The sequence below is a fragment of the Ureaplasma urealyticum serovar 8 str. ATCC 27618 genome (assembly GCF_000169535.1).
Taxonomy (GTDB): domain Bacteria; phylum Bacillota_I; class Bacilli_A; order Mycoplasmatales; family Mycoplasmoidaceae; genus Ureaplasma; species Ureaplasma urealyticum.
This window is the reverse complement of the sequence record NZ_AAYN02000002.1, coordinates 194,079-217,098: the sequence shown is the minus strand read 5'-3', so window position 1 is coordinate 217,098 and position 23,020 is coordinate 194,079. Positions and strand designations below refer to the sequence as shown.

Genomic DNA, 23,020 nt, shown 5'->3' with positions numbered 1-23,020 from the left:
TTAATTATTATTTATTTGCTTTTGGTACTGGTGGTAAAGGAGTTGGATTTTCTTTATTATCTTCTTTTGTAACGCTTAATGCTACTTGTTTTTGTTCATCACTTAAAGCAATTTCTTTACCATTAAGTGTTAATTTAGCGACAGTGTATTTTTGCCCTTGTGCTAAATTACTAATTTCAACATTAATTTTTTTAGTTGTTTTATCTAATACTGCTTTTGCTAAAGTTGGAGCAATAACATCTTTAGTATCAGATGCATCAACTTTTTTAGTAGATAATTCAACACTAATTTCAACTTTTGCTTCATCAGCTAATTCTAATGTACTTAATTCAAAACTTAAAGTTGATTTTGCATCAACAACTTTTGAAAATACAACTGTTTTAACAAGTAAATTGTCCTTCTTTTCAACTGCTGGTTTGCTTGGTGTTGTTTGTACTTCACCTTTTTTGTTAATTTTAACAAATTTTAAATTTTCGTTTACAACAACAAAACCGTGTGTTTTTAAAATTGAATCACTTGGTAAAATAATAATACTTTCACCAAGTTCTGGCTTACGGACTAATTTAATGTAGAATGTTTTTGTTTGTTTATTAAATATAATACCATCATTTACTTTAGCGTTAAAAACTTGTGAGTTTTTTGTTTTATCAACTGGTGTAATTGAAGTTGCAAAGCTAATTTTTTCTAATTGTGCTTTTTCACTATCTTTTAGTTTGTCATAGTTAGTGATTTCATATGCTACATAGTAATTATTATTTTCGTCTTCAACTAATTTATCGCTTAATTTAGATTGTACGTTTGAACCATAACATGAAGCTACTGATGCAATAACACTCACACCAATTAAAGCACTACCTATTGTTAATGCTCAAAATTTCTTATTTTTTAATATCTTCATCTTGTTTTCTCCTATTTTTGGATTATTTACTCTTTAATAAAAATAGAATACAATAAAAACATATAAATAAAACGTAAATGTGTGCAACACATCTACGTAAATATTATAGTGCTTTTGTGTAATTTTTTAATAAAAGGGTTTAGTATTGTTTTTTATACATTTCTTCACCGTAAGCAATCACTTCTTCAACGTCTTTTAATCCAGTTCCAGCAGGAATTAGGTTTCCTAAAATAACGTTTTCTTTTAGACCAATTAACATGTCTTTTTGTGAACGTGCAGCAGCATCGGTTAAGATTTTCTTTGTATCTTGGAATGAAGCAGCAGATAAGAATGAACCTGATTTACTTGGTGCATGATCTAAACCAAATACTTGGTTAATTGCACTTGGTGGTTTTTTCTTATTAACAAGCATACTTTGAGCAACTTCAGTAAATTCATTAATACTAATTGTTTCCCCAACAAACAATCCTGAATCACCTGGATTAGTAATTGTTACTTTATTTGTAAGTTGTGAAATAATTACTTCAATATATTTATCTGAAATTTCAATCCCTTGCATACGATAAACTTTTTGAACTTCTTTAATAATGTAATGACGTACATTTTCAATACCTGCATATTTTAGTAAATCATTAACATCGATTGACCCTTCAGTTATTTTTTGACCAGCAACAACATTATCACCTGTTTTAATACGTAAAACAGCGTTTGGACGTGTTGGATAACTTACAAAGTTATCTTTATTGTATTTAATTACAACATTATAACCATTAGTGTTTGAATCTTTTTCAATTCGATCAACAGTGCCTTTAACTTGTGAAATAATTGCTTTTTCATTTTCTTGTGGTTGGATGCAATCAAATAATTGTTTAATTCTTTCAAAACCTTGGGTAATATTAGTATCACCAGCAACCCCACCAGTATGGAAGGTACGCATTGTTAACTGTGTACCTGGTTCCCCAATTGATTGAGCAGCAATAACCCCAATTGCTGTACCAGTTTCGATTAATTTGTTTGTTGATAAGTCTAAACCAAAACATTTTTGACAAACACCATAAAGTGATGAACAATGCAGTGGTGAACGAACTTCAACTTCACGAATACCTGAATTTTGAATCATATTAGCGATTTCATTAGTAATTAATTTATCACCTTCAATAATCAATTTATTTTTTGTATCATAAATTGGATTAATACTAAATCGTCCAACAATACGATCTTTTAATGATTCAATTGAAGTATTATCTTTTGTATTTCGAATTTCACGAACAATAATACCTTCTTTTGTACCACAATCATTACCTTTAATAACAACAGCTTGTGTTGAATCAACTAATTTACGAGTCATGTATCCTGATTTCGCAGTTTTCATCGCTGTATCGGTCATCCCTTTACGAGCACCAAATGATGAGTTGAAGTATTCACTAACTGATAATCCTTCAATAAATGAGTGTTTAATTGGAATTTCAATTGTATCTTTAATAACACCACTATTATTTTTTTGATCATAATTATATGATTTTGACATTAACCCACGCATCCCTGCTAATTGAGTAAAGTTTGATGTATTACCACGAGCTCCTGATTTAGCCATGATTACGATTGGATTGTCTTTATATTCATCAGAATTAATTAACTTCTCAATATCGTGAGTAACTTTGTCTTTTGTTTGTGATCAAGCTTGAACAACTTTTGTATATCGTTCATCATCAGTTAATTTTCCATCTAAATAAAACTCGCGAAGTTTTGCAACTAGTTCATCAGTTTCTTTGAAGTATTCATATTTTTGATCATAAGATGGAATGTCAAAAGCAGAAATACTTGTCGCTGAAATCATTGAGTATTTAAACCCTAAAGCCTTAATTTTATCCATTGTTTGAGGTACAACTTCAATTTCAGAAACTTTGTATAAATAATCAATTACTGTTGATAAAGTCTTTTTAGTTAAAGGTTCTTTTAGGTTGTAAGCTTTTAGATAATCTAAAATGCTTTCATGCATTCCAATAATTTCGAATTGGTTATCACCATATAAATTTTTAACATCATTAATATATGGGAAATTTGTTGGGAATGCTTGGTTGAAAATAATCTTTCCAACTGTTGTAACTAAAATACCTTCTTTGCTAAATGATTTATTATCAAAAGCTTTTGTTGTAATTCCAATTACATCATTGATTCGTATTGTTTTTAGTTTATAAGCACGAATGGCTTCATCTTGTGTTGCAAAGATGTGGAAATGATTAATAAATTCAATTCTTGCTTGAACTGGATCTTTAAGTATCATTTCTTCAATTGGTTGAGGGAATTTTTCTTTTGTTAAATAGTAAATTCCTAAAATCATATCTTGAGTTGGAGTAATAATTGGTTTTCCATCTTTTGGTCCAAGAATATGTCATGAAGCTAAAAGAATTGAACGTGCTTCAGCTACTGCTTCTTTTGATAAAGGAATGTGAACAGCCATTTGGTCCCCATCGAAGTCCGCATTAAAAGCAGTTGTAACTAATGGGTGTAAACGAATCGCTTTTCCATCTACCATTTTTGGTTCAAAGGCTTGAATACCTAAACGGTGTAATGTTGGGGCACGGTTTAAAATTACAGGACGTTGTTTAATAACTTTTTCAACAACTGGTCAAATTTCATCATCTTGTGCAAGAATTTTTTGTTCAGCTAATTTAATATTGGCACAAATTGGTTGAATTTCATTACCAAATTCATCACGTTTACGAATTAATTCAGAAATAATGTATGGTCTAAATAGTTTTAAAATCATTAAAGCAGGAATACCTACCTCATACATTTTTAACTCTGGACCAACAACAATTACAGAACGACCTGAGTAATCAACACGTTTTCCTAATAAGTTTTGTCTAAATAACCCTTGTTTTCCTTTAAGATGATTTGATAATGATTTTAAAGGACGTTTATCTTTACCAACAACTGGTTTTTTACGTGAGTTATTATCAAATAATGAGTCAACTGCTTCTTGTAATAAACGTTTTTCATTATCTAATAAAATTTCTGGAGCATCTGTTGCTTGCATTTGTTTTAAACGTTCATTACGGATAATAATTTTACGATAAAAATTATTTGTATCAGAAGTTGTAAAACGACCACCATCTAAAGAAATAATTGGTCGTGTTTCAGATGGAGTAACAGGAATTCTTGTCATTACCATTCATTCTGGTTTTGAACCTGAATCTTTAATTCATCTTACACATTCTAAACGACGTAGTAAACGTTTTGTTTTTTGATCATAAGCATTAGGTGAATTTTGAATAGCTTGTTTAATCTTTTCGTGTTCTTCTTCAAGATTTAGTTTTTCTAATAATTCATGAATAGCTTCAGCACCAATTCCAAAACGTACACCAGTGTGTTTTTCAATGAAAGCCATTACATCTTTCACTGAAAAAGGAATATTAGAATCTTTTAACATTTGATCATATGTTACAGCTAAACGATAATCAAAATCTTGAATTAATGCTTCACGTTCGTGATTCAATTCTTCTTCAATTCTTTCTTGAATATTACGTAATGTACGACGTAATTTATTACGTGATCTAATTGAATTCTTTGGTGATGTTAAATCTAAAACTTCTTTTTTATTAAAAATTGACTTACCATCATATTCGTTGTTTCCTTCATCTAAAACGATGTAATTAACAAAATAAACTACTTGGTCAACTTCTTTGTATGTAATATCTAATAATAATGAAATTTTTGATGGAGAAGGTAATTCTTTTGTAAATCAAATGTGGGCAACAGGTGCTGCTAATTCAATATGACCCATTCGTTCGCGACGCACGATTGATTCAGTAATTTCAACGTGACAACGTTCACAAACTTTACCCTTATGTTTTACTTTACGATACTTTCCACAGTAACATTCATAATCTTTTGAAGGCCCAAAAATACTTTCATCAAACAACCCATTTGGCTCTGGTTTTAATGATTTGTAATTAATCGTTTCAGGCTTAGTAATTTCACCTTTTGATCAACTTAAAATTTGTTCTGGTGAAGCAATGGAAATCGTTAGTGATTTAATCCCTTTTTGACTCATATTATTTTACCTTTCTATCACTTAGAAGTTTTCTTCATCATCATAATCGTTATCATTAAAGTCTGTATTAAATACTTGTTGATTATTTTCATTAATTTCTTTAATACTTTCATCAAAAATAACTTCATCATCGTCATTATTTAAACGATTTTGGTTTAGTGTGTACTCGTTAATGTCGATCATACGATCATCTTTTGTTTCAACAGTAATACACAATCCTAACCCTTGCATTTGTTTTGTTAGTAATTTAAATGATTCTGGCATTCCATCAGCAACAACATCATGACCTTTTATAATTGCATTATATGCTTGATTACGGCCTTGAACATCATCTGATTTAATAGTTAGAATTTCTAATAAGTTATAGGCTGCACCATAAGCTTCTAAAGCTCAAACTTCCATTTCACCAAAACGTTGACCACCATTTTGTGATTTACCACCTAATGGTTGTTGTGTAATCTTACTATATGGACCAACAGAACGACTATGAATCTTATCATCAACCATATGGTCTAGTTTCAACATGTATGTTAATCCAACTGAAATTAAACCATCAAAAGCTTCTCCAGTTCTTCCATCATATAAAACTTGTTTTCCTTTATTGTTTTCAATATCAATGTTTGCTTCATTCATAATATCAACAATGTCATCATGGTTAGCACCATCAAATACTGGTGTTGAAATTTTAATTCCAATATCATCATATGATAGTCCTAATTCTTTTAAAACAATAGTAATATCGATTAGATCAATATCTTTTGGTTGTTTTGCTTGTTTATGTTTAATTAAATTAGTAATCTTTTCATAAAGCTTTTTAGCGATAATTTCATTAATTCCAAATAATGAAATATATTTTTCATAACCTAATTGATCAATAGCAATTTGAATTAATTGTTTTTTACCAATTTCAGCAGCAGCATAACCTAAGTGTAATTCTAAAATTTGGCCAATGTTCATACGACTAGGTACACCTAATGGGTTTAGCATGATATCAAGTGGTGTTCCATCTTTTAAGAAAGGCATATCTTGGATTGGTACAACTTTTGAAACAATCCCTTTGTTACCATGACGTCCAGCCATTTTATCCCCAACTTGGATTTTACGTTTTTGAACAATATAAACTTTAATAATTTCGATAACGTCATCTGGTAATTCGCTACCATTTTCATCAGTTGATTTAATTCTTTTAACAGCTGCAACAATACCTTCTTGACCATGTTTTACTTTTAGAGATGAGTCTTTAACTGTTTTTGATTTATCACCAAAAATTGTTTGTAATAAACGATCTTCTGGAGCAGTTTCAACATTTCCACGCGGTGTTGTTTTTCCAACTAGAACATCACCTTCATGTACTTCAGCACCTACTAAAACAATCCCTTGGTTATCTAAGAAACGTTTGGCAGTATCAGAAACGTTTGGCATATCACGTGTAATTTCTTCATCACCATTTTTTGTTTTCATACATTGAATTGTATGTTCATCAATATGGATTGATGTAAACACATCTTGGTCAACTAAACGTTCAGAAATAATAATTGCGTCTTCAAAGTTATAACCACGTCAAGTTGTATAACCAACTAGAATGTTACGTCCTAAAGCTAATTCTCCATTTTGCATTGCAGGTCCATCACCAATCGTTTCAGATTTGTGAACTTTTTGACCAATTTTTACAATTGGAATTTGGTTATTACATGTGTCTTGGTTTGACTTACGATATTTAATTAATTTATATTCATCTAATTTATCATTATCGTTTTTAATAACAATTTTTTGACTATCAACAAATTCAACAACACCATCATTTTTAGCAACAACAGCCATTCCTGAGTCGTGTGCAATTTTGAATTCTGTACCTGTTCCCACAATTGGTGCATATGGTTTAATTAAAGGTGTTGCTTGACGTTGCATGTTTGATCCCATTAAAGCACGTGCCCCATCATCGTTTTCAATGAAAGGAATTGCTGAAGCAGCAATTGACACAACTTGTTTTGGTACGATGTCAATAAAATCAACTTCATGCGGACTAAATAAACCTGTTGAACCACGATAACGAGCAACAACTTGTTCATCTAAAATTCGTTTATTTTCATCTAATTGAACTGATGATTCTGCAATAATATAGTTGTCATCTTCATGTGCTGTTAAATATTTGCATTCTTCTTTTACGACACCATCTTCAACAACGTAATAAGGAGCAACAATAAAACCATTTTCATCAACTTTAGCAAGTGATGCTAAAGACATAATCAACCCAATATTCATACCTTCAGGTGTTTCGATTGGACAAATACGTGAATAATGAGAGTGGTGAACGTCACGAATATCTAAGTTAGGGTCTTCACGACTAATTCCCCCAGGTCCCATCGCTGAAATACGACGTTTATTAGTTAACTCTGCTAAAGGGTTTTGTTGATCAATAAATTGAATTAATTGGTGTGAATTAAAGAAGTCTTTAACAAGACTTTGGAATTGCTTTGTATTAATAATTGATTTAACACTAATTGCTTTTTTCTTTTCTTCATCACTCATATCGCTTTCTTCAACTTCACGATCAAGTTCTGTGTCAATTCCTTTATCATTAACATTAGTAATGTTATTGCTTGAACCATCTGAAATAGCTAATTTTTCGTTAATGAATTTTTCAATACGAGCCATACTTGTAGCAATACGTGCACGTAGTAATTCGTGAATTAATTTAAGTCGTTTATTACCTAAATGATCAATATCATCAAATTCACCAATTTCATAATTTAAATTGTAAATGTAACTTGTAGTTGCTACTAAATCAGCTACAGTTAATGTTTGTAGTTTGCAACCTGGTGCTAAACCAACAATTTCTGTTGTTTCATCTCTTAAATCATTATCTTTATAAACTGCAATACTTTCGTATTCTAAAAATTGTTCAATTTCAGTTTCTAAAGCGATTGGTAATAAATTAATTTTTCTTGTTCACTTAATGTTTTTATCTCGTGATTCTTTTTTAATTAATTCAATATGTTCTTTAGTAATTAATGTATCTTTTGGAATTAAAATATTGTTCTTCTTGTCAATAATATCACGTGCAATTACTTTTTGATATAAACGTTCACTTAATAGTAATTTCTTTTCAAATTTATAACGTCCTGCACTACTAATATCATATAGACGTTTGTTAAAGAAATGCTGTTGTAAAGCAAGTTGATATGAAGCTTTACCTAAATGTCTTAGTGTTTCAACATTTTTAATATTAATACCTAATAATTCAACAATGTCTTTAGCTGCTTTTTCACTAATAATGCAATTAATGATTTCTTCTCGTTCATCATATAATTTTTTGTTATTTTTAATGAAATTAGCGTCTTCAACATCTTTATTTTCGTGTAATAAAGCATCAATTTCATCACTTTTTTCAACATAATCAAAAATTAATTCTTTTAATTTTGATAAAAGTGGTGAACCTTGTTCAATATATTCTTCTCTTAATTTGTTATTTGATTCACGACGATCAGCTTTTTCATGAATATCGTGTGCATCACTATAAATTTTAAAAATAATTTCATTTTCTTGTGAATTTTCAAAAATATATTCTGGAGAGTATTTTTCAACTTCTAATGACTCACGAATTTCTTTTTCGTTATTAAAGATTTTTAAAATTTCAGCACTTGTTAAACCAAAAGCTTTTAATAAAGTAGTTATTGAAAAAGTTTGCGCATTGTCCCCTGATGAATCACGGGCAACAATTTGAATGTTATGACGATCTTTTGGAATATATCCAAGCATTAAAGTTCCTTTTGAAGGGTAAATTTCACAAATTTTACCTTCAAACAAACGTTTACGTGAACCATTTAATTTAATACTTGATTTACCAAGTACATAAATCCCTGGCGATCTAACAATTTGTGAGATAACAAACTTTTCAATTCCATTAATAACAAAAGTTCCCTTTTCTGTCATTTTAGGAATTGCCCCTAAATAAATACCATCTTCACCAGTTTTAGCATTTCGTTGTGCACGTTTTACTTCACCAGTATAATTATCTGTTAATTCTAAATCGATATAAATTGGTGTTTCAAATGTTTTACCTTCATCACGACAAGCACTTTCATCTTTTGTTGGTTGTTTAATTTTTAAACCTTTAAATGCTAGTGTATACTTACCTTGAGGAGATTTTAATGGAAAAATACCAGAAATTACTTCCTTTAAATCTTTTTCCATAAAACGTTTAAAAGATTCGACTTGGATTTCAAGTAAGTTTGGTCCTTCAAAATTAGATTTAATTTTTGAGTAATCTCTTCGCGTTACTTTATCAGTAATAAATTTCTCAGTATAATTTTTATTATTTTGCATATTCTAATTAGTACCTCACAAAAATAGAAAAAAGCCTATTTATTACACAATTGTGCTTAAATAGACAGAATATTTTATAATTATACTATATAGAGGCATTAATAATAAAATTATTTTTATTTTAAATAAAAACAAATAAAAGCTCATATTTTTTAAAATCAAAATCAAGAAATTCTAGCAATTCTTTTTGATTTGATATTTTGTTTTGGCTAACGATAAAATTAGTATTTTTTAATAACAAATCATGGTTTCGATCTTCGTTAACGACAAATAAAATACTAAAATTAAAATTACATTTTAATAAGTCATAAATTGTTTGTTCATAATTTTTATCAACTAAATTAACAACTAATAATTTATGAAGATTTGTTTTTAAATTGTGAAAATCTAATATTTTTGATTTAATTTCATTTGGAATTAATAATTTGACACTTGCAAATTCTATTTCTTGTTTAATATCATTGTTTTCTGTTTCTAAAATAATTGATTGCATTACACTAACAGCGTTAATAGGATCAATTCCGGCTGCTGTTTCACCAGATAACATTGTTGCATTTACTTTTTGATTAACAGCATAATATACATCAGTGACTTCAGCGCGTGTTGGAAGAAGATTACGTTCTAATGAATCTAACATTTGTGTTGCTATAATACAATATTTATTGTATTTATGACATAATTCAACGATTTTATTTTGATAAATAGGAATCTTATAAAAAGGTACTTCTAAACCTAAATCACCACGTGCAACCATAACTCCATTAGTGTTTTTAATAATTTCTTCTAAATTATCAATGGCTTCTTGTGTTTCAATTTTTGCAATTAATTTAGGAGTAAATGATTGATCTTTTAAAAGTGCTTTAACTTCATTAATTTGTTTAACATTAGAAACAAAAGATAATGCTAGATAAGGGATTTTTAAATTAGCTGCTAAATTAATATCATCTATATCTTTTTTTGATAAAAAAGGCAAACTATAATTGCTATCAGGTAAATTTAAACGTTTATTTGTTTTTAGTACATGATTATTTTTAGCAATTGTATAAATAATATTTTTTGAAGAATCAATTTTTTTAACAACTAAAATTAGTTTGCCATCGTCCACTAAAATTCGATCATTAGCTTTAACATCGTTGATCATATTATATTTTTTGCTAGCATCAATAACACTAAATTCATTACGTTTACCTATAATTTGTTTTTGACAATGTATTATAACTTCACTATCTTTAGCAATGAAATTATCTTCGCTCATTTGACAAACACGAATTTCAGGTCCTTTTGTATCAAATAAAATTTCGACTTTAATTTTTAAATCATGAGCAATTTCTTTAATTAATTGTGAACGAAAAATATGAATTTCTTGTTCGCCATGACTTAAATTCATACGAAAAATATTAACACCATTTAAAATTAAGTTTTTAATATGTGAATTAACTTGTTGTGCTTCATTTTGATTTTTTAAATCATTAAACTCTGCTCAATTAGAAAACGATTTTGTTGTTGCAGGACCAACTGTTGCAATAATGCGTGTTTTTGAAAACATTAATTTTCCCCCTAATCATTAAATTTAATAACTTGTGGTTTAATGTCATTTTTATTAACAACTACATACATATTACTTGTATTTTCAATTTCGTTTTTATTAATAATAAAATCAACTAATACACTAGCACTATCTTTTGCTAATTGTAGATCAAAATCAATTACTGGAGCTCCTCGTTGTAAATAATTTAAAATTGTCACTCGTAAGGTTTGATGTAATTTTTGAGCAAAGGCTTTTTTTAATGCTTCATATCATTGTTGATCATAAATTAATTCTTGAACAATAATTAATGGATCATATTCTTTAGCTAAAGTTATTTTAGTTTTAACTAAATCAATCACTTGATCAACACTATATTTTGGATCCTGATTAGTTAAAGTTAAGATTGGTTTTAGTTGTCCAATACTATTATTAACTAATCATGGACATTGATGGCCCATAATTTCAACTAAACTAAAAGCATTATGAGCTTTTGCTGTGTAATTTAAACATGTTAGTAATTGTTGATTAAAATGTGCAGCACTTGATGCACCAATACACATTTGTGTTTGGTTAAAATCATTATCAATTGTATGTAATATACCATAAACTTCAAAACCTAAATCTGTTAGTACCAAACCTGCTTGCATACTTCCTTGACCACCTAAAATAATGATCTTGTGTATGTTATGTTCTAATAAATTCTTTTTAATTACTTGTGTTTTTTCATCATTAACATTTAATTTAATAAAACGACTTGTTTTAATAATTGTTCCTTGTTCTTTAAAATAAACATCAAAGATATGTTTATTTTTAATTGGTTCAATTAAATTATTATACAATCCTAATAGTCCTTCAATTCCTACAAAAACATTGAAATTACTATCCATTAATTCATGAATTAAAGAAACTAAAGAAGCATTCATTCCTGGTGCATCACCACCTGAAGTAATAATTAAAATATTTTTAGTTGAATTTAAAAAACTTGTTTGGCTCATAAACTAATTTATCCTTTAATTCTTGTTCAATTTCTAAAATACGATTATATTTTGCAATTCGTTCAGAACGTGATAATGAACCTGTTTTAATTTGTCCAGCGCCCACACCTATTGCAAAATCAGCAATAAAAGTATCTTCGGTTTCCCCAGAACGATGTGAAATAATAGTGTTAATATTATTTTCTTGTGCATATTTAATAACATCTAATGTTTCACTAATTGTTCCAATTTGGTTAGGTTTAATTAAAATAGCATTTGTAGCTTTAAAATTAATTCCCTTTTGTAAATATTTTAAATTTGTGCAATATAAATCATCGCCCACTGATTGAATGTGTGGATTGTTTTTTAAAAATAATGAAAAACCATTTCAATCATTTTCATCAAAACAATCTTCAATTGAAATAATTGGGAATTGCGATGCTAAATCACTTCAATATTTTGCTCATTCATCACTACTAAATGAAGTTTGTTCAAGATTAGTGTTGTGTGATAGTGCTTTTTTAAAAACATATTTTTCGTTTTCATACAATTCACTAGATGCTACATCTAAAGCGAGACAAACTCCTTGTTTTTTTGAAGGAAAATAATGTGCTTTTTTAATGGCACGAACTAATAATTCTAAAGCTGCATAATTATCATTTAACATTGGTGCAAAGCCACCTTCATCACCTTTCGCTGTATTTAAATGATTAGCTTTTAAAATTTTAGCTAATTCATGAAAAATTTCAGATCCTGTTTGGATTGCTTGCGAGAACGAGATTGCATTTAATGGAACAATCATAAATTCTTGAATATCTAAATTATTATCAGCATGTGCTCCTCCATTAATAAAATTCATTAATGGAATTGGTGCATAATAGTGTTCATCATAGTTGTGCATTAAATCTTCTTTAATGTATTGATATAATGGTTTAGAAGCAGCAACTGCACCACCCTTAACAATTACAATAGATACCCCTAATAAAGCATTAGCACCTAGTTTTGTCTTATTTTCAGTTCCATCTAAATTAATTAATAAATTATCTAATTCAAAAAAATTCAAGACATTTTTATTAAGTAAGTGAGGACGAATAATATTATTAACATTTTGAATTGCTAATTTAACTGACTTACTAAAAAAATAATTTGCATCACCATCACGTAATTCTAGTGCTTCTTTTGTCCCTGTTGAAGCTCCAGATGGTACCATTGCAACTACACTTTGATCATTTTCTAGAAATAATTTAACAGCCACTGTTGGCTGACCACGCGAATCAAGAACTTGATAGGCTAATAAATCAACTATTTTCATATATTTAATTCCTTATTTATAAAACCTTATTTAATTTCTAAAAACTCATACATTAATTTTATGTTAAAAATTAAAAAAATATTAAGACAAATAATTAAATAAATGCCATTAATATTTTTTATAAATCTAATTCTTTAAAAATTTCTTCTAAACTTGGATCTGGAGCGACGATTTCTTGTTTAGTTTTTCTTTTTCTTATGTTTAAACCATCTTTACGTTGGCGTGGTTTAATTTTTCAATTATCATTAACCGTTAAACATAATTTAATAACTTCACTTAGATAATAAACAAAACTAATAATAAATATAATTCCAGCAATTGTATAGGTGAAATAAATTAATTTTGCTTTTGTAAAATAAAGATCACTATTGTAATTATATGAAGGATTGAAAGTTAAATTTTCATTATTAATTTGGTGTTTACTAATATCTAGTAAACTAACTTGTGGATCATTAATTACTGGTAAGTGATAGTAATTAATATAAGTATTTAAGATTTTAACTTTTTGAGTTGGATTTAGTGTTTGATTATTAAGAACACTTGCTTTTAATCATGCATAATAGCTATTATTAATAATTTGATTAAAGTTTGGCGTAATCATAATAATGATAAACAAGTATAAAACAACAAATAAAATTAATCAAGCAACTATTAAGTGTAATAAACTCAATTTTCATGCACGCATAACACCAATCATACTTAAATTAAATGTAAATGTAAAAAGATAACAAATAAATAAAACAATGCTAGATATCCCGCTTGCATTTAAGGTTACATTAAAATTTAAAGTTTGATTTAAATACAATAATGATTGCGAATCAATTTTATAAATATAAGTGCTTGATGCATTAGTTCATTGATCAACTTTATTAATTAAAAAACCGATTTGGTGTGGAGTTGTAATTGCTAAAATAAAAAATCAATGTAAACAAACTAAGCTAAAAATAATTAAAAGGATGTGCGAACAAGTATAAATTTTAGCTTTTTTTTCCATATAAAACTCCTTGATATACCAAATTATTATAATAACATAAAACTATTTATGAATCTTTTTTATCATGCTAGAAGCTGCCATTTCTATTGGTTTTTTAATATTTAAATATTCTAAAATTGTTGGAGCAATATTTGCTAAACTAAATTTTTGAGTTTGATCAAAAACTATATTGTTATCAGTAATAATAAATCAAACATCATTAATACTATGAGAAGTAATTATTTGTCCATTAGCATCAATCATAGTTTCAGCATTACCATGATCACCTGTAATCATTAATACACCATTGTTTTTTTTAAAAAAATCATATAATTTTTGAATTTCACTATCAACACTTAAAATAGCTTGAATTGTTTGTTTCATGTTCCCACTATGACCAACCATATCAGGATTAGCATAATTAACAATAAAGACATCGTGATCAAAATAGTGATCAATAATAGTTTTTGTAATCAAACTAGCTGACATTTGTGGACATAAATCATAAGTAGCAACTTTTTGTGAAGGAATTAAATATTGCGTTTTTGATGCATAATGTTTATTAATCCCGCCATCAAAGAAAAAAGAAATATGTCCATATTTTTCTGTTTCAGCAACTCGTGCTTGTTTTATGTGATGATCATTTAAAACATCGCCTAATGTATTATTTAAATTTTGTTTTTCAAATAAGGTTATAGCATCAACATCAGGAAATGGCACTAAAGTAATTAAATGAATATCTTTAATTAAAAAAGGATTGTGGTAATTAAATTTTCGGTTTGGTTTAAGTAAATGCGCTAATTGGCGCATGCGATCTGAACGATAGTTGGTTAAAATCACTTTTTGATATGGTTTTAAATTATATTTTTCATCATTATTAAAAACAATAGGTTCAACAAACTCATCACTTTCATAATGATTTGCAATTGATTGTGCAACTTCTAATAAACTTTGCTCACAAATTTTGTCTTGTTTAATAAACATCGTATTAAACGCTTTTTGCGTACGTTCTCATCGTTGGTCACGATCCATTGCAAAATAACGTCCACTCAAACTTTTTATAATGACATTATATTGTGTTTTTAAGGCATTGATTTGTTCAATGAATTGAGCAAAACCATAAGGATAATCATCACGACCATCAGAAATTAAATGTAAAACAACTTGATTGTTGTTTTTAACTAATTCTTTAATAATTCAATGAATGTGTTCATAATTGCTATGAACTAAACCATTTGAATACATCCCTACAACATGAACAATTTCATTATTAATATCATTTAGAACTAAACTTTCATAATCAAGACGTTTAGTATAACTATTAATATTAGCATTATCATTTAAAATGATACGACCTGCTCCAATTGTTAAATGACCAATTTCACTATTTCCTGCTTGGTTTTCAAGTAAACCAATTGGTTGCTGTGCAGCACTAATTTCAAGTGTAGGATAATTTTTAATTAAATAGTTTAATGTTTTAGGATTAGCTAAATAAACTGCGTTTGTATCATCTTTTTTACCAATTCCTAATCCATCAATAATTATCAAAGCTAATTTTTTATTTAAACTCATATACAAATCCACTTATTTAACTAAATTTTATTATTTGCAAGCATTAATAATTTGATTAAAATTATTAACATCTAATGAAGCATTACCAATTAAAAATCCATCAATTAGTTTTTGTGTACACAATTCTTTAATATTATTAGCATTAACACTACCCCCATATAAAATAGGAATATTTAATCCAGTACAATTGTATAAATATGTTTTAATGCCTTCTATCATGTGATTAATATGTTTTAAATCAAGTGTTAAATTAGTACCAATTGCTCAAATTGGTTCATAAGCAATAATAATTTTTTTCAATCCCTTATAGTTAATAACATTAGCTAATTGACTTAAAACGAAACTAAGGGATTTTTTTTGTTCATAAACATCGAGTGGTTCACCAATACAAATAATTACTTGATCTAATAAATCCATGCAAATTTTTGTTTTTTGATCAATTATTGATTGCGAGCAATCAATACGAATCTCACTATGACCAACTAAAGTATTTTTGATATTAGAATCTAATAATTGTAAACAACTTATTTGACCAGTATAAGGTCCTTTAGAATAAGCTGATGGATTTTGAGCATATAATTTAACTTTTTTAGTTTGCGATAAATCAACAAATGTTTTTAAATATAAATCGCCTGGTGCTAAACCAATCGTTAATTTTTGTTCATCAAATGATATCAAGTTGTTTAAAAAATGATTAATTAATTCTTCGGTTGCATTCATTTTAAAATTAGCAATAATGTATTTCATTTTAACCATTCTCCCTTATAATCTTAAATAGATTATAATCAAAAAATGGGTTGTTTATTAAAGATGATAATAAAAATTATAAGTGTAGGTAAATTAAAACAAACTGGTTTTGTTAATTTAGTTAATGATTATTTAAAACGAATTAACTATTATTTAAAATGTCAAGAAATTGTTGTTAATGATGAGCCTGAGCCAACCCAAATTTCAACTAAATTATTAGAACAAATTAAAGATAAAGAAGCTAATAGAATTCTAAAAAACATTAATCAAAATGATTTTGTAATTGCTTTAATTATTGAAGGCAAAATTATTAGTAGTGAAATGTTAGCTGAAAATTTACAAAATTGATTAAATGCATCATATCCTAATATTTGCTTTGTAATTGGTGGTTCTAATGGATTGCATGAAAAAATTTATGAACGTGCTAACTATCACTTATCATTGTCAAAAATGACTTTCGCACATGGTTTAGCAAAAGTCATGGTTTGTGAACAAATATATCGAGCACTTAGTATTTTAAATAATGGAAAATATCATAAATAAATTATGCGTTTTGATCATATTCTTCAAATACTGAACACCCTTGTTGATCATATTTAATTAAATTAATAAATTTACCAATTTCAGGGATAATATTTTGTAAATCAAACTCGTAGATTTCAATTTCTTTTTCATCTTGATAATCGTTTTTTAAAGTGACAACGCTATCTTTAATGGAAATAATTGTATAAATTTTTTCGCTACGCTTGGCGGGCTTAATTAACATATTTTTCTTAAATGTCCTTTAATTAATAATTTGTAAACATAATAATGAATTTGCACATATTGCATTATTATGTATAAATTAACTATATAGTATACTATGAAAGTAAATCTTTTTTAATTAATTCTTTAAGTTCTAAACAAAAATCACCAAAAATAATAGAGATTTTTGTTTGATTACGCATAATTCCTTTTGCGCCTAAATGCTTTAATTCTTCATTATTTAATAAACTAGCTTCTTTCAATTCAATTTTTAGTGTATTAATTGTAGCATCAACGTTTGCTAAATTATCTTTTGAACCAACGCAATCATAAAATGCTGTTAAACTAAAAGGAATTTTTGATGATGTTGTTAAATGTGTATTTTTAATTTGTGATGTTTTTTTAGCTTTTGAAAAAAAGTAAATAGCAAAAATTCCAAGAGTAATAATACTTAAAAAAATGATTAATGATTTTTGTTTAGTGTTTAAATTTTTCATTTTTAACCTATTCTTCTTTAATAAACGATCTTCTTAATCTTTCAATATACTTTTTGTAATTATTTAAGCCATGAATTTGTAATGAGGCTTGGATTAATTTTACTTCAATAAAATCAATTTTATTATTAAAGTTAATATTATTTCCATCAACAACAAGATTTAAAGTTCTTTTAAATTTAATATTTGTCAAACTAATTTGATAATCTTTTCCAAAAACTACAGGAGCATTTAAACTTGAATATTTTAAATGATTAACAGGAAAAATTTCTAACATACTAAAACATGGTTGATTATTAAAAATAATTGGACCATGAGCAACTTTATTTTTACCAGTTGAACCACTTGGTGTTGCAAATAATAAACCAGATCCACGAAATTTTTCATAAAAAGTATTGTTTATACTAATATCACAGCTTGCTAATTCATTAGAAAAAATACTTAATTCATTTAAGCAATAAAATTTGTTTTCATTATTAATATTAACTTCGATTAAAAAAGCATTAGCATACATGCTTTCATCAACAATTTCATCTATATTAATTGTATTAATTCCATCATAAGAACTATAAAAACCTAATTGACCATAATTAATGCCAACAATTTTTCAATTTTGTTTTCATTGTTGGTTAACAAAATTAATAAATGAACCATCCCCACCTAATAAAAAAACAATTTGTGGCTTTTGCTCACTTCTTAAAAATGTTACCTTTTGATATTCTTTTAGTTTAGTTTCTAATAACAAAACACCTTTATCTTCTGTGCATTTATTTGGATTAAAACAATAAATATCATAAAAATAAACTGGTTTAACGTCCTTCATGAACAACTCGCTTAAAAATTTCAATTTCTTCTGAATCATAACCAATTTGTAAACGATATGGTTTATTATTTTTTGTTTGATAAATTAATGGCCGACGAATTAAATTCAAATCTTCTTGAATTAAATTTAATAATTCTTTTGTTGATAAATCTAAAAAGGTCTTTGATGTGATATTTAATCGCTTTGAAGATTCAGTTTTAAAAGAAATAATCGTTCCAAAACCATCTTCACAAAGTGATAGAATATCAATTAGCATGGAACGCTCAATTTTATCTTCACCGATAATAATTTTAGTGATTTCAATTTGGTTATTTCGAAAAAATCTAACAACCTTTTTGCACACCGCACAATTGGGACTATATAAAACGTAGATCATATTCCCTTATACTTTTATCTTCTTACAATTCTAAATTTACTTATATAATAAATAAGTATACAAAAAAAACATTAATTTTAAATGCTTAATTACAAAAAACAATTTAATAATAAAAGAGAGAACGTATGAAACGATTAATTTCAGGGATTCAACCAACAAATAATTTAACATTAGGAAATTATTTAGGAGCAATTAAAAATTTTGTAGATTTACAAAATGATTATGAAGTGTTTTTGTTTGTTGCAGACCTTCATTCACTAACACCAAACATTTTTGATAATACTAACTTTTTTGCTACTAAGCGTCAAATTATAGCTACATATTTAGCTGCAGGTATTGATCCTAAAAAAACATGTTTATTTTATCAATCAGATATTTTAGCAATTCCATTATTATCACATATACTACTATGTTCAACAAGTATTGGTGAACTTACACGTATGACTCAATTTAAAGATAAAAGTGCTAAAGCTACAAAAATGGCTAACAACACTGAAATGATTCCTTCAGGATTACTAACATACCCAGCATTAATGGCTGCTGATATTTTAGCTTTTAATGCTGATGTTGTTCCTGTTGGTCAAGATCAAAAACAACATTTAGAATTAACAAGAACGCTAGCTGATCGCTTTAATAAAAGATATGGACAAACTTTTAAATTACCTCAAGTTTATATTCCAAAAATTGGCGCAAAAATTATGGATTTATTAGATCCAAGCGTTAAGATGTCAAAATCCTCAAAAAATCCAAAGGGCGTTATTTTTTTAAATGATTCACGTGAACAAATTATTAAAAAAATTAAAGGCGCTTTAACAGATAACTTAAACCAAGTTAAATATGATGTTGAACAACAACCAAGTGTAAGTAATTTAATTACAATATATGCTTGTTTAACTAATTTAACTTTTGCAGAAATTGAAACAAAATATAATCAACAAAATTATGGCGTTTTTAAAAATGATCTAGCTAATATTGTTGCTGATTTTCTTGAAAACCTACAACAAAAAATTTCTTATTGATTAAATAGCCCAGAATTAGATATAATGATAGACAATAGTTGCGAGCGAGCTAATGATGTTGCAAACCAAAATGTGCAACTTGTCTTAAAACAAATGCAACTAAAATAATGGGTATATAATGAGGTAAAAATTAATGGGAAAAAACGATAAATATTTGATTGCTTGTGATTTAGATGGAACACTTTTAAATAATGAAAGTGATATCTCACAAAAAACAATTGATGGTATTAAAAAAATTATTGATCAAGGCCACATTTTTTGCATTGTTACAGGCCGACCTTTACGTGGTTCAATTCATATCTATGAAAAATTGGGTTTAAACACGTTGATGGCTAATTATAATGGGTCATACATTTCAAATCCATCTGATAAAAAATTTACACCAGTTAATATGACATTTAGTAAAAACATTGTGAGTGCAATTTTAAAAAATCGTTTTATTGCTAAAAATATTGTTAATGCTGTTGTTGAAGCCGATAATGTTGCAACTGTTTTGAATAGTAATATGGATTTAAATATTTGAAAATCATTTATCGATATTTTTCACGTGCCCATTCGTGATATGAACGAAAAAAATAATATACTAAATCAAACTAACAATGACATTAACAACCTCATTAAAGATGCCAATGCCCTTTTATTAAATGTAAATGATAAAGCCTTGTTTGATTCTATGGTTTATCATATCAAACAAATTGCCCCTACTTTAGCTGTTCGTAGTTGATCAGCTCGAATTGATGATAAATTCGAAGTTATTGAAGTTAATTCATCATTTGCTGATAAGGCAATGGCTATGAAATACTTATCTTCATACTATGGTATTCCATTAGAACGTTGTATTGCTTTTGGAGATGGCGAAAACGATTTAACAATGTTAAATAACGCTGGATATGGTTTTGCTATGAAAAATGGAACACGTCCTGCTAAATTGTTAGCACGTCACATTACAAAACACACTAACGTAGAAAATGGTGTTGTTTGAGAATTAGAATACGTTTTAAACGAAAAGAAATAAAAAATTAATTTAAATAATGTTCATCACGTGGGCATTATTTTTTTTATATAATTATTTTTAATTAATGATTTGAAAATGAGGTTATTGATGCGTACAAGTAAATACATTACTAAATATGATTACATTGGTTATTACACAAAACAAAAAGCAATGTGATTTTTTACAAATGCTGAAATTAAAGCAAAATTAGATTTAATGTTAAAAGATGTTAGTTCTTATGATTTTGAAGATTTGGATGATGAAGAAGATCATGATATTGAAATTGATGCTTATGAGATCTATAAAGAACAAACTGATTTTATTTTACAATTAGAAATCAATAAAAACATTGATAAAGATAATCCTAAAATTGCAGAAGGGATTATTTTAGACCAAGCTTCACAGGAAGATATTAAAAAAACTTATCCTAACATTACAAAAATTATTAACTTTGAAGCCGATGCTTTATATAAAAATAAATCATTAGAAGAACTTGCTGATTTAACTTTAGAATTACTTGATAAAAATGGTGAAATTATCTTATTTCAACCTGTTTTTATTAATAATCAATTAATCACAAAGCCTGACTGTTTCATTAAAGAAAACGAAGAATTTATCGTTATTGAGACAAAGGGAACAAGTTCAATTAAAAAACATCATCTTCTTGATATTTTTTATCAAGCGCAAGTTATTTCAAAACATCCTTATTTTGTAAATAAATGTGTAAGTTATAAGATGTGTATTGTTGATTATGTAAAACTAAAAAAGAATCAAGTGAGTTTTACAATTTCGCCTTTTTATAACTATCAAAAAAGTGTTGTACTAACACTTCCACCAACTGCAGCCAATGAATTTAATAAATTTGAAATTAATGAACTAAAACGTAAACGTAAACGTGGTGAAGCAATTTATTTAAAAAAAGATGAAAACAAAAAATACTACGAAGATATTGATGCTTATGAAATTTGCAAAGGAATTTTATTAGATGATTTAATTGATGGTACTTATAGTAGTATCGATGATTATAAAGAAGCAAAAAAAATCTATGATTATAAAACTGAAGATTTAAAAGATGATGTACGTTTTAATAAAACCATGGATGAAGTTGTTAAAAGTGTTGAAAAGTTACATAATGATTTTGATGATGTAATTAACGAATTATTAGCTCATAAACAAACCTTATTAAACTTACCTATTGAACAAAGAATTCCAACAAATTTTATTCCATCATATAATGACAAAGGTGATTATAAAGATAATGATTTTTGATTAGAGTTAAGAAATTTATACGCTTATATGGGATATGATGTTATTAAATATAGTGGAAAAATTTTAACAATTAAAAAATTTGGTTTAAATAATGTTACTAAAGATATATTAGGGATTGATATTTTAAAAACATATGCTAATCAAACCTTTTTTAATTTATATAAAAATAATCGAATAAAGATATATCAAGCTGCTGTTGATTTATTTGCTAAATTGAAATCAAAAAAGGTTTATTTTGATTTTGAATCAATTAATTCAGCAATTCGCGCTGTTGATAATTCGTTTCCTTTTACCCAAACTGTTACACAAAATTCTATTATTATTGATGATGGAAGTTGTGATATTAAAAATTTAAAATGCACTAATATGATTATTGATCCACGTGAAATTAATAATGAATGGTTTAAAGCAATTATTGATAAAATTCACCACGGATTAGAATATTCCTATATTGTATACAACAAGTCTTTTGAAGCTTCACGTCTTAAAGAAATGGCTGAATTCATTAATGAAGAAATATATGAATTAAAGGTTAGCGAAATAATTAAAAACATGTATGATTTAGCTGATTTTTTTATAGTTTCAATGGGAAAGCAATTAATTGTAATTCCTGAATTAAAAGGTTTTTATTCAATTAAAAAAGTCTTACCAATTATTGAAAAAGAATTTCCACAAATTTATCACGATGTTAATTGTTTAAACTACAAAGAACTAAGTGTGGGTAATGGTTTGGTTTGTCAAACAAAAACAACAAAGCGTTTTTTCAATACAATTACTGATCTAGAATGAGAACAATTTGTACATGACGCTCGTATTTATTGCGAAAATGATGTCCGTGCTATGATTGCTGTTGAATATTTTATTAAAAAACTTATTGATGAAGCTAAAATGAAAAATTTAATTTTAAGTTAATA

General features: G+C 27.1%; 17 protein-coding genes. 4 read left to right on the top strand and 13 right to left on the bottom strand.

The window, feature by feature from the left end:
* Positions 1-7 precede the first annotated feature (7 nt).
* From UUR8_RS00910 to UUR8_RS00870, 9 genes are all read right to left on the bottom strand, one after another.
* Positions 8-898, bottom strand: a complete 891-nt coding sequence (locus tag UUR8_RS00910) for an MBA family surface membrane protein (RefSeq protein WP_004026130.1) — start codon at positions 896-898, stop codon at positions 8-10.
* 139 nt (positions 899-1,037) lie between these two features.
* Entirely contained in the window at positions 1,038-4,955 is a 3,918-nt protein-coding gene (gene rpoC, locus UUR8_RS00905; RefSeq protein WP_004026159.1) for a DNA-directed RNA polymerase subunit beta', read from the bottom strand.
* A gap of 21 nt (positions 4,956-4,976) precedes the next feature.
* Positions 4,977-9,281: a DNA-directed RNA polymerase subunit beta gene (gene rpoB, locus UUR8_RS00900; protein ID WP_004025875.1), complete on the bottom strand. Its 4,305-nt coding sequence runs from the start codon at positions 9,279-9,281 to the stop codon at positions 4,977-4,979.
* 121 nt (positions 9,282-9,402) lie between these two features.
* Positions 9,403-10,827: a pyruvate kinase gene (pyk, locus tag UUR8_RS00895; protein WP_004025999.1), complete on the bottom strand. Its 1,425-nt coding sequence runs from the start codon at positions 10,825-10,827 to the stop codon at positions 9,403-9,405.
* Between the two features lie 11 nt (positions 10,828-10,838).
* Positions 10,839-11,804: a 6-phosphofructokinase gene (locus tag UUR8_RS00890; protein ID WP_004025669.1), complete on the bottom strand. Its 966-nt coding sequence runs from the start codon at positions 11,802-11,804 to the stop codon at positions 10,839-10,841.
* Positions 11,773-13,095 (bottom strand): phosphopyruvate hydratase, encoded by a 1,323-nt coding sequence (gene eno, locus UUR8_RS00885; RefSeq protein WP_004025800.1) that lies wholly within the window; start codon positions 13,093-13,095, stop codon positions 11,773-11,775. Before eno ends, UUR8_RS00890 begins: the two co-directional genes overlap by 32 nt.
* Positions 13,096-13,213: 118 nt before the next feature.
* Positions 13,214-14,089 carry a hypothetical protein gene (locus UUR8_RS00880; RefSeq protein WP_004025633.1) on the bottom strand — a complete coding sequence of 292 codons (876 nt, stop codon included), beginning with the start codon at positions 14,087-14,089 and terminating at the stop codon, positions 13,214-13,216.
* Positions 14,090-14,131: 42 nt separating this feature from the next.
* Positions 14,132-15,640: a 2,3-bisphosphoglycerate-independent phosphoglycerate mutase gene (gene gpmI, locus UUR8_RS00875; RefSeq protein WP_004025622.1), complete on the bottom strand. Its 1,509-nt coding sequence runs from the start codon at positions 15,638-15,640 to the stop codon at positions 14,132-14,134.
* Between the two features lie 30 nt (positions 15,641-15,670).
* Positions 15,671-16,387: a triose-phosphate isomerase gene (locus UUR8_RS00870; RefSeq protein WP_004027413.1), complete on the bottom strand. Its 717-nt coding sequence runs from the start codon at positions 16,385-16,387 to the stop codon at positions 15,671-15,673.
* A 63-nt stretch (positions 16,388-16,450) separates the two neighbouring features.
* On the opposite strand from UUR8_RS00870, the gene rlmH reads away from it, so the two are divergent.
* Entirely contained in the window at positions 16,451-16,930 is a 480-nt protein-coding gene (rlmH, locus tag UUR8_RS00865; protein WP_004025892.1) for a 23S rRNA (pseudouridine(1915)-N(3))-methyltransferase RlmH, read from the top strand.
* A 1-nt stretch (position 16,931) separates the two neighbouring features.
* Here the strand turns inward: rlmH and UUR8_RS00860 are convergent, their stop codons facing one another.
* The 4 genes from UUR8_RS00860 to UUR8_RS00845 all read right to left on the bottom strand — a co-directional run bounded on the left by UUR8_RS00860 (position 16,932) and on the right by UUR8_RS00845 (position 18,824).
* On the bottom strand, positions 16,932-17,153 hold the full coding sequence (locus UUR8_RS00860; RefSeq protein WP_004026104.1) for a hypothetical protein: 222 nt from the start codon (positions 17,151-17,153) through the stop codon (positions 16,932-16,934).
* Positions 17,154-17,247: 94 nt separating this feature from the next.
* Positions 17,248-17,628, bottom strand: a complete 381-nt coding sequence (locus UUR8_RS00855; protein WP_004026170.1) for a DUF4234 domain-containing protein — start codon at positions 17,626-17,628, stop codon at positions 17,248-17,250.
* 7 nt (positions 17,629-17,635) lie between these two features.
* The gene (locus UUR8_RS00850) at positions 17,636-18,448 is read right to left on the bottom strand and encodes a diacylglycerol kinase catalytic domain-containing protein (protein ID WP_004025577.1); all 813 of its coding nucleotides are present in this window, start codon (positions 18,446-18,448) and stop codon (positions 17,636-17,638) included.
* Positions 18,435-18,824 carry a Spx/MgsR family RNA polymerase-binding regulatory protein gene (locus UUR8_RS00845; RefSeq protein WP_004025691.1) on the bottom strand — a complete coding sequence of 130 codons (390 nt, stop codon included), beginning with the start codon at positions 18,822-18,824 and terminating at the stop codon, positions 18,435-18,437. Before UUR8_RS00845 ends, UUR8_RS00850 begins: the two co-directional genes overlap by 14 nt.
* Before the next feature lie 125 nt (positions 18,825-18,949).
* On the opposite strand from UUR8_RS00845, the gene trpS reads away from it, so the two are divergent.
* From trpS to UUR8_RS00830, 3 genes are all read left to right on the top strand, one after another.
* Entirely contained in the window at positions 18,950-19,951 is a 1,002-nt protein-coding gene (gene trpS / locus UUR8_RS00840) for a tryptophan--tRNA ligase (protein ID WP_004025822.1), read from the top strand.
* A gap of 25 nt (positions 19,952-19,976) precedes the next feature.
* A complete protein-coding gene (locus tag UUR8_RS00835) occupies positions 19,977-20,858 on the top strand; it encodes a Cof-type HAD-IIB family hydrolase (RefSeq protein ID WP_004025938.1) in 882 nt (293 codons plus the stop codon).
* Between the two features lie 87 nt (positions 20,859-20,945).
* Positions 20,946-23,018 (top strand): DUF2779 domain-containing protein, encoded by a 2,073-nt coding sequence (locus UUR8_RS00830; RefSeq protein WP_004025973.1) that lies wholly within the window; start codon positions 20,946-20,948, stop codon positions 23,016-23,018.
* Positions 23,019-23,020: the final 2 nt, after the last annotated feature.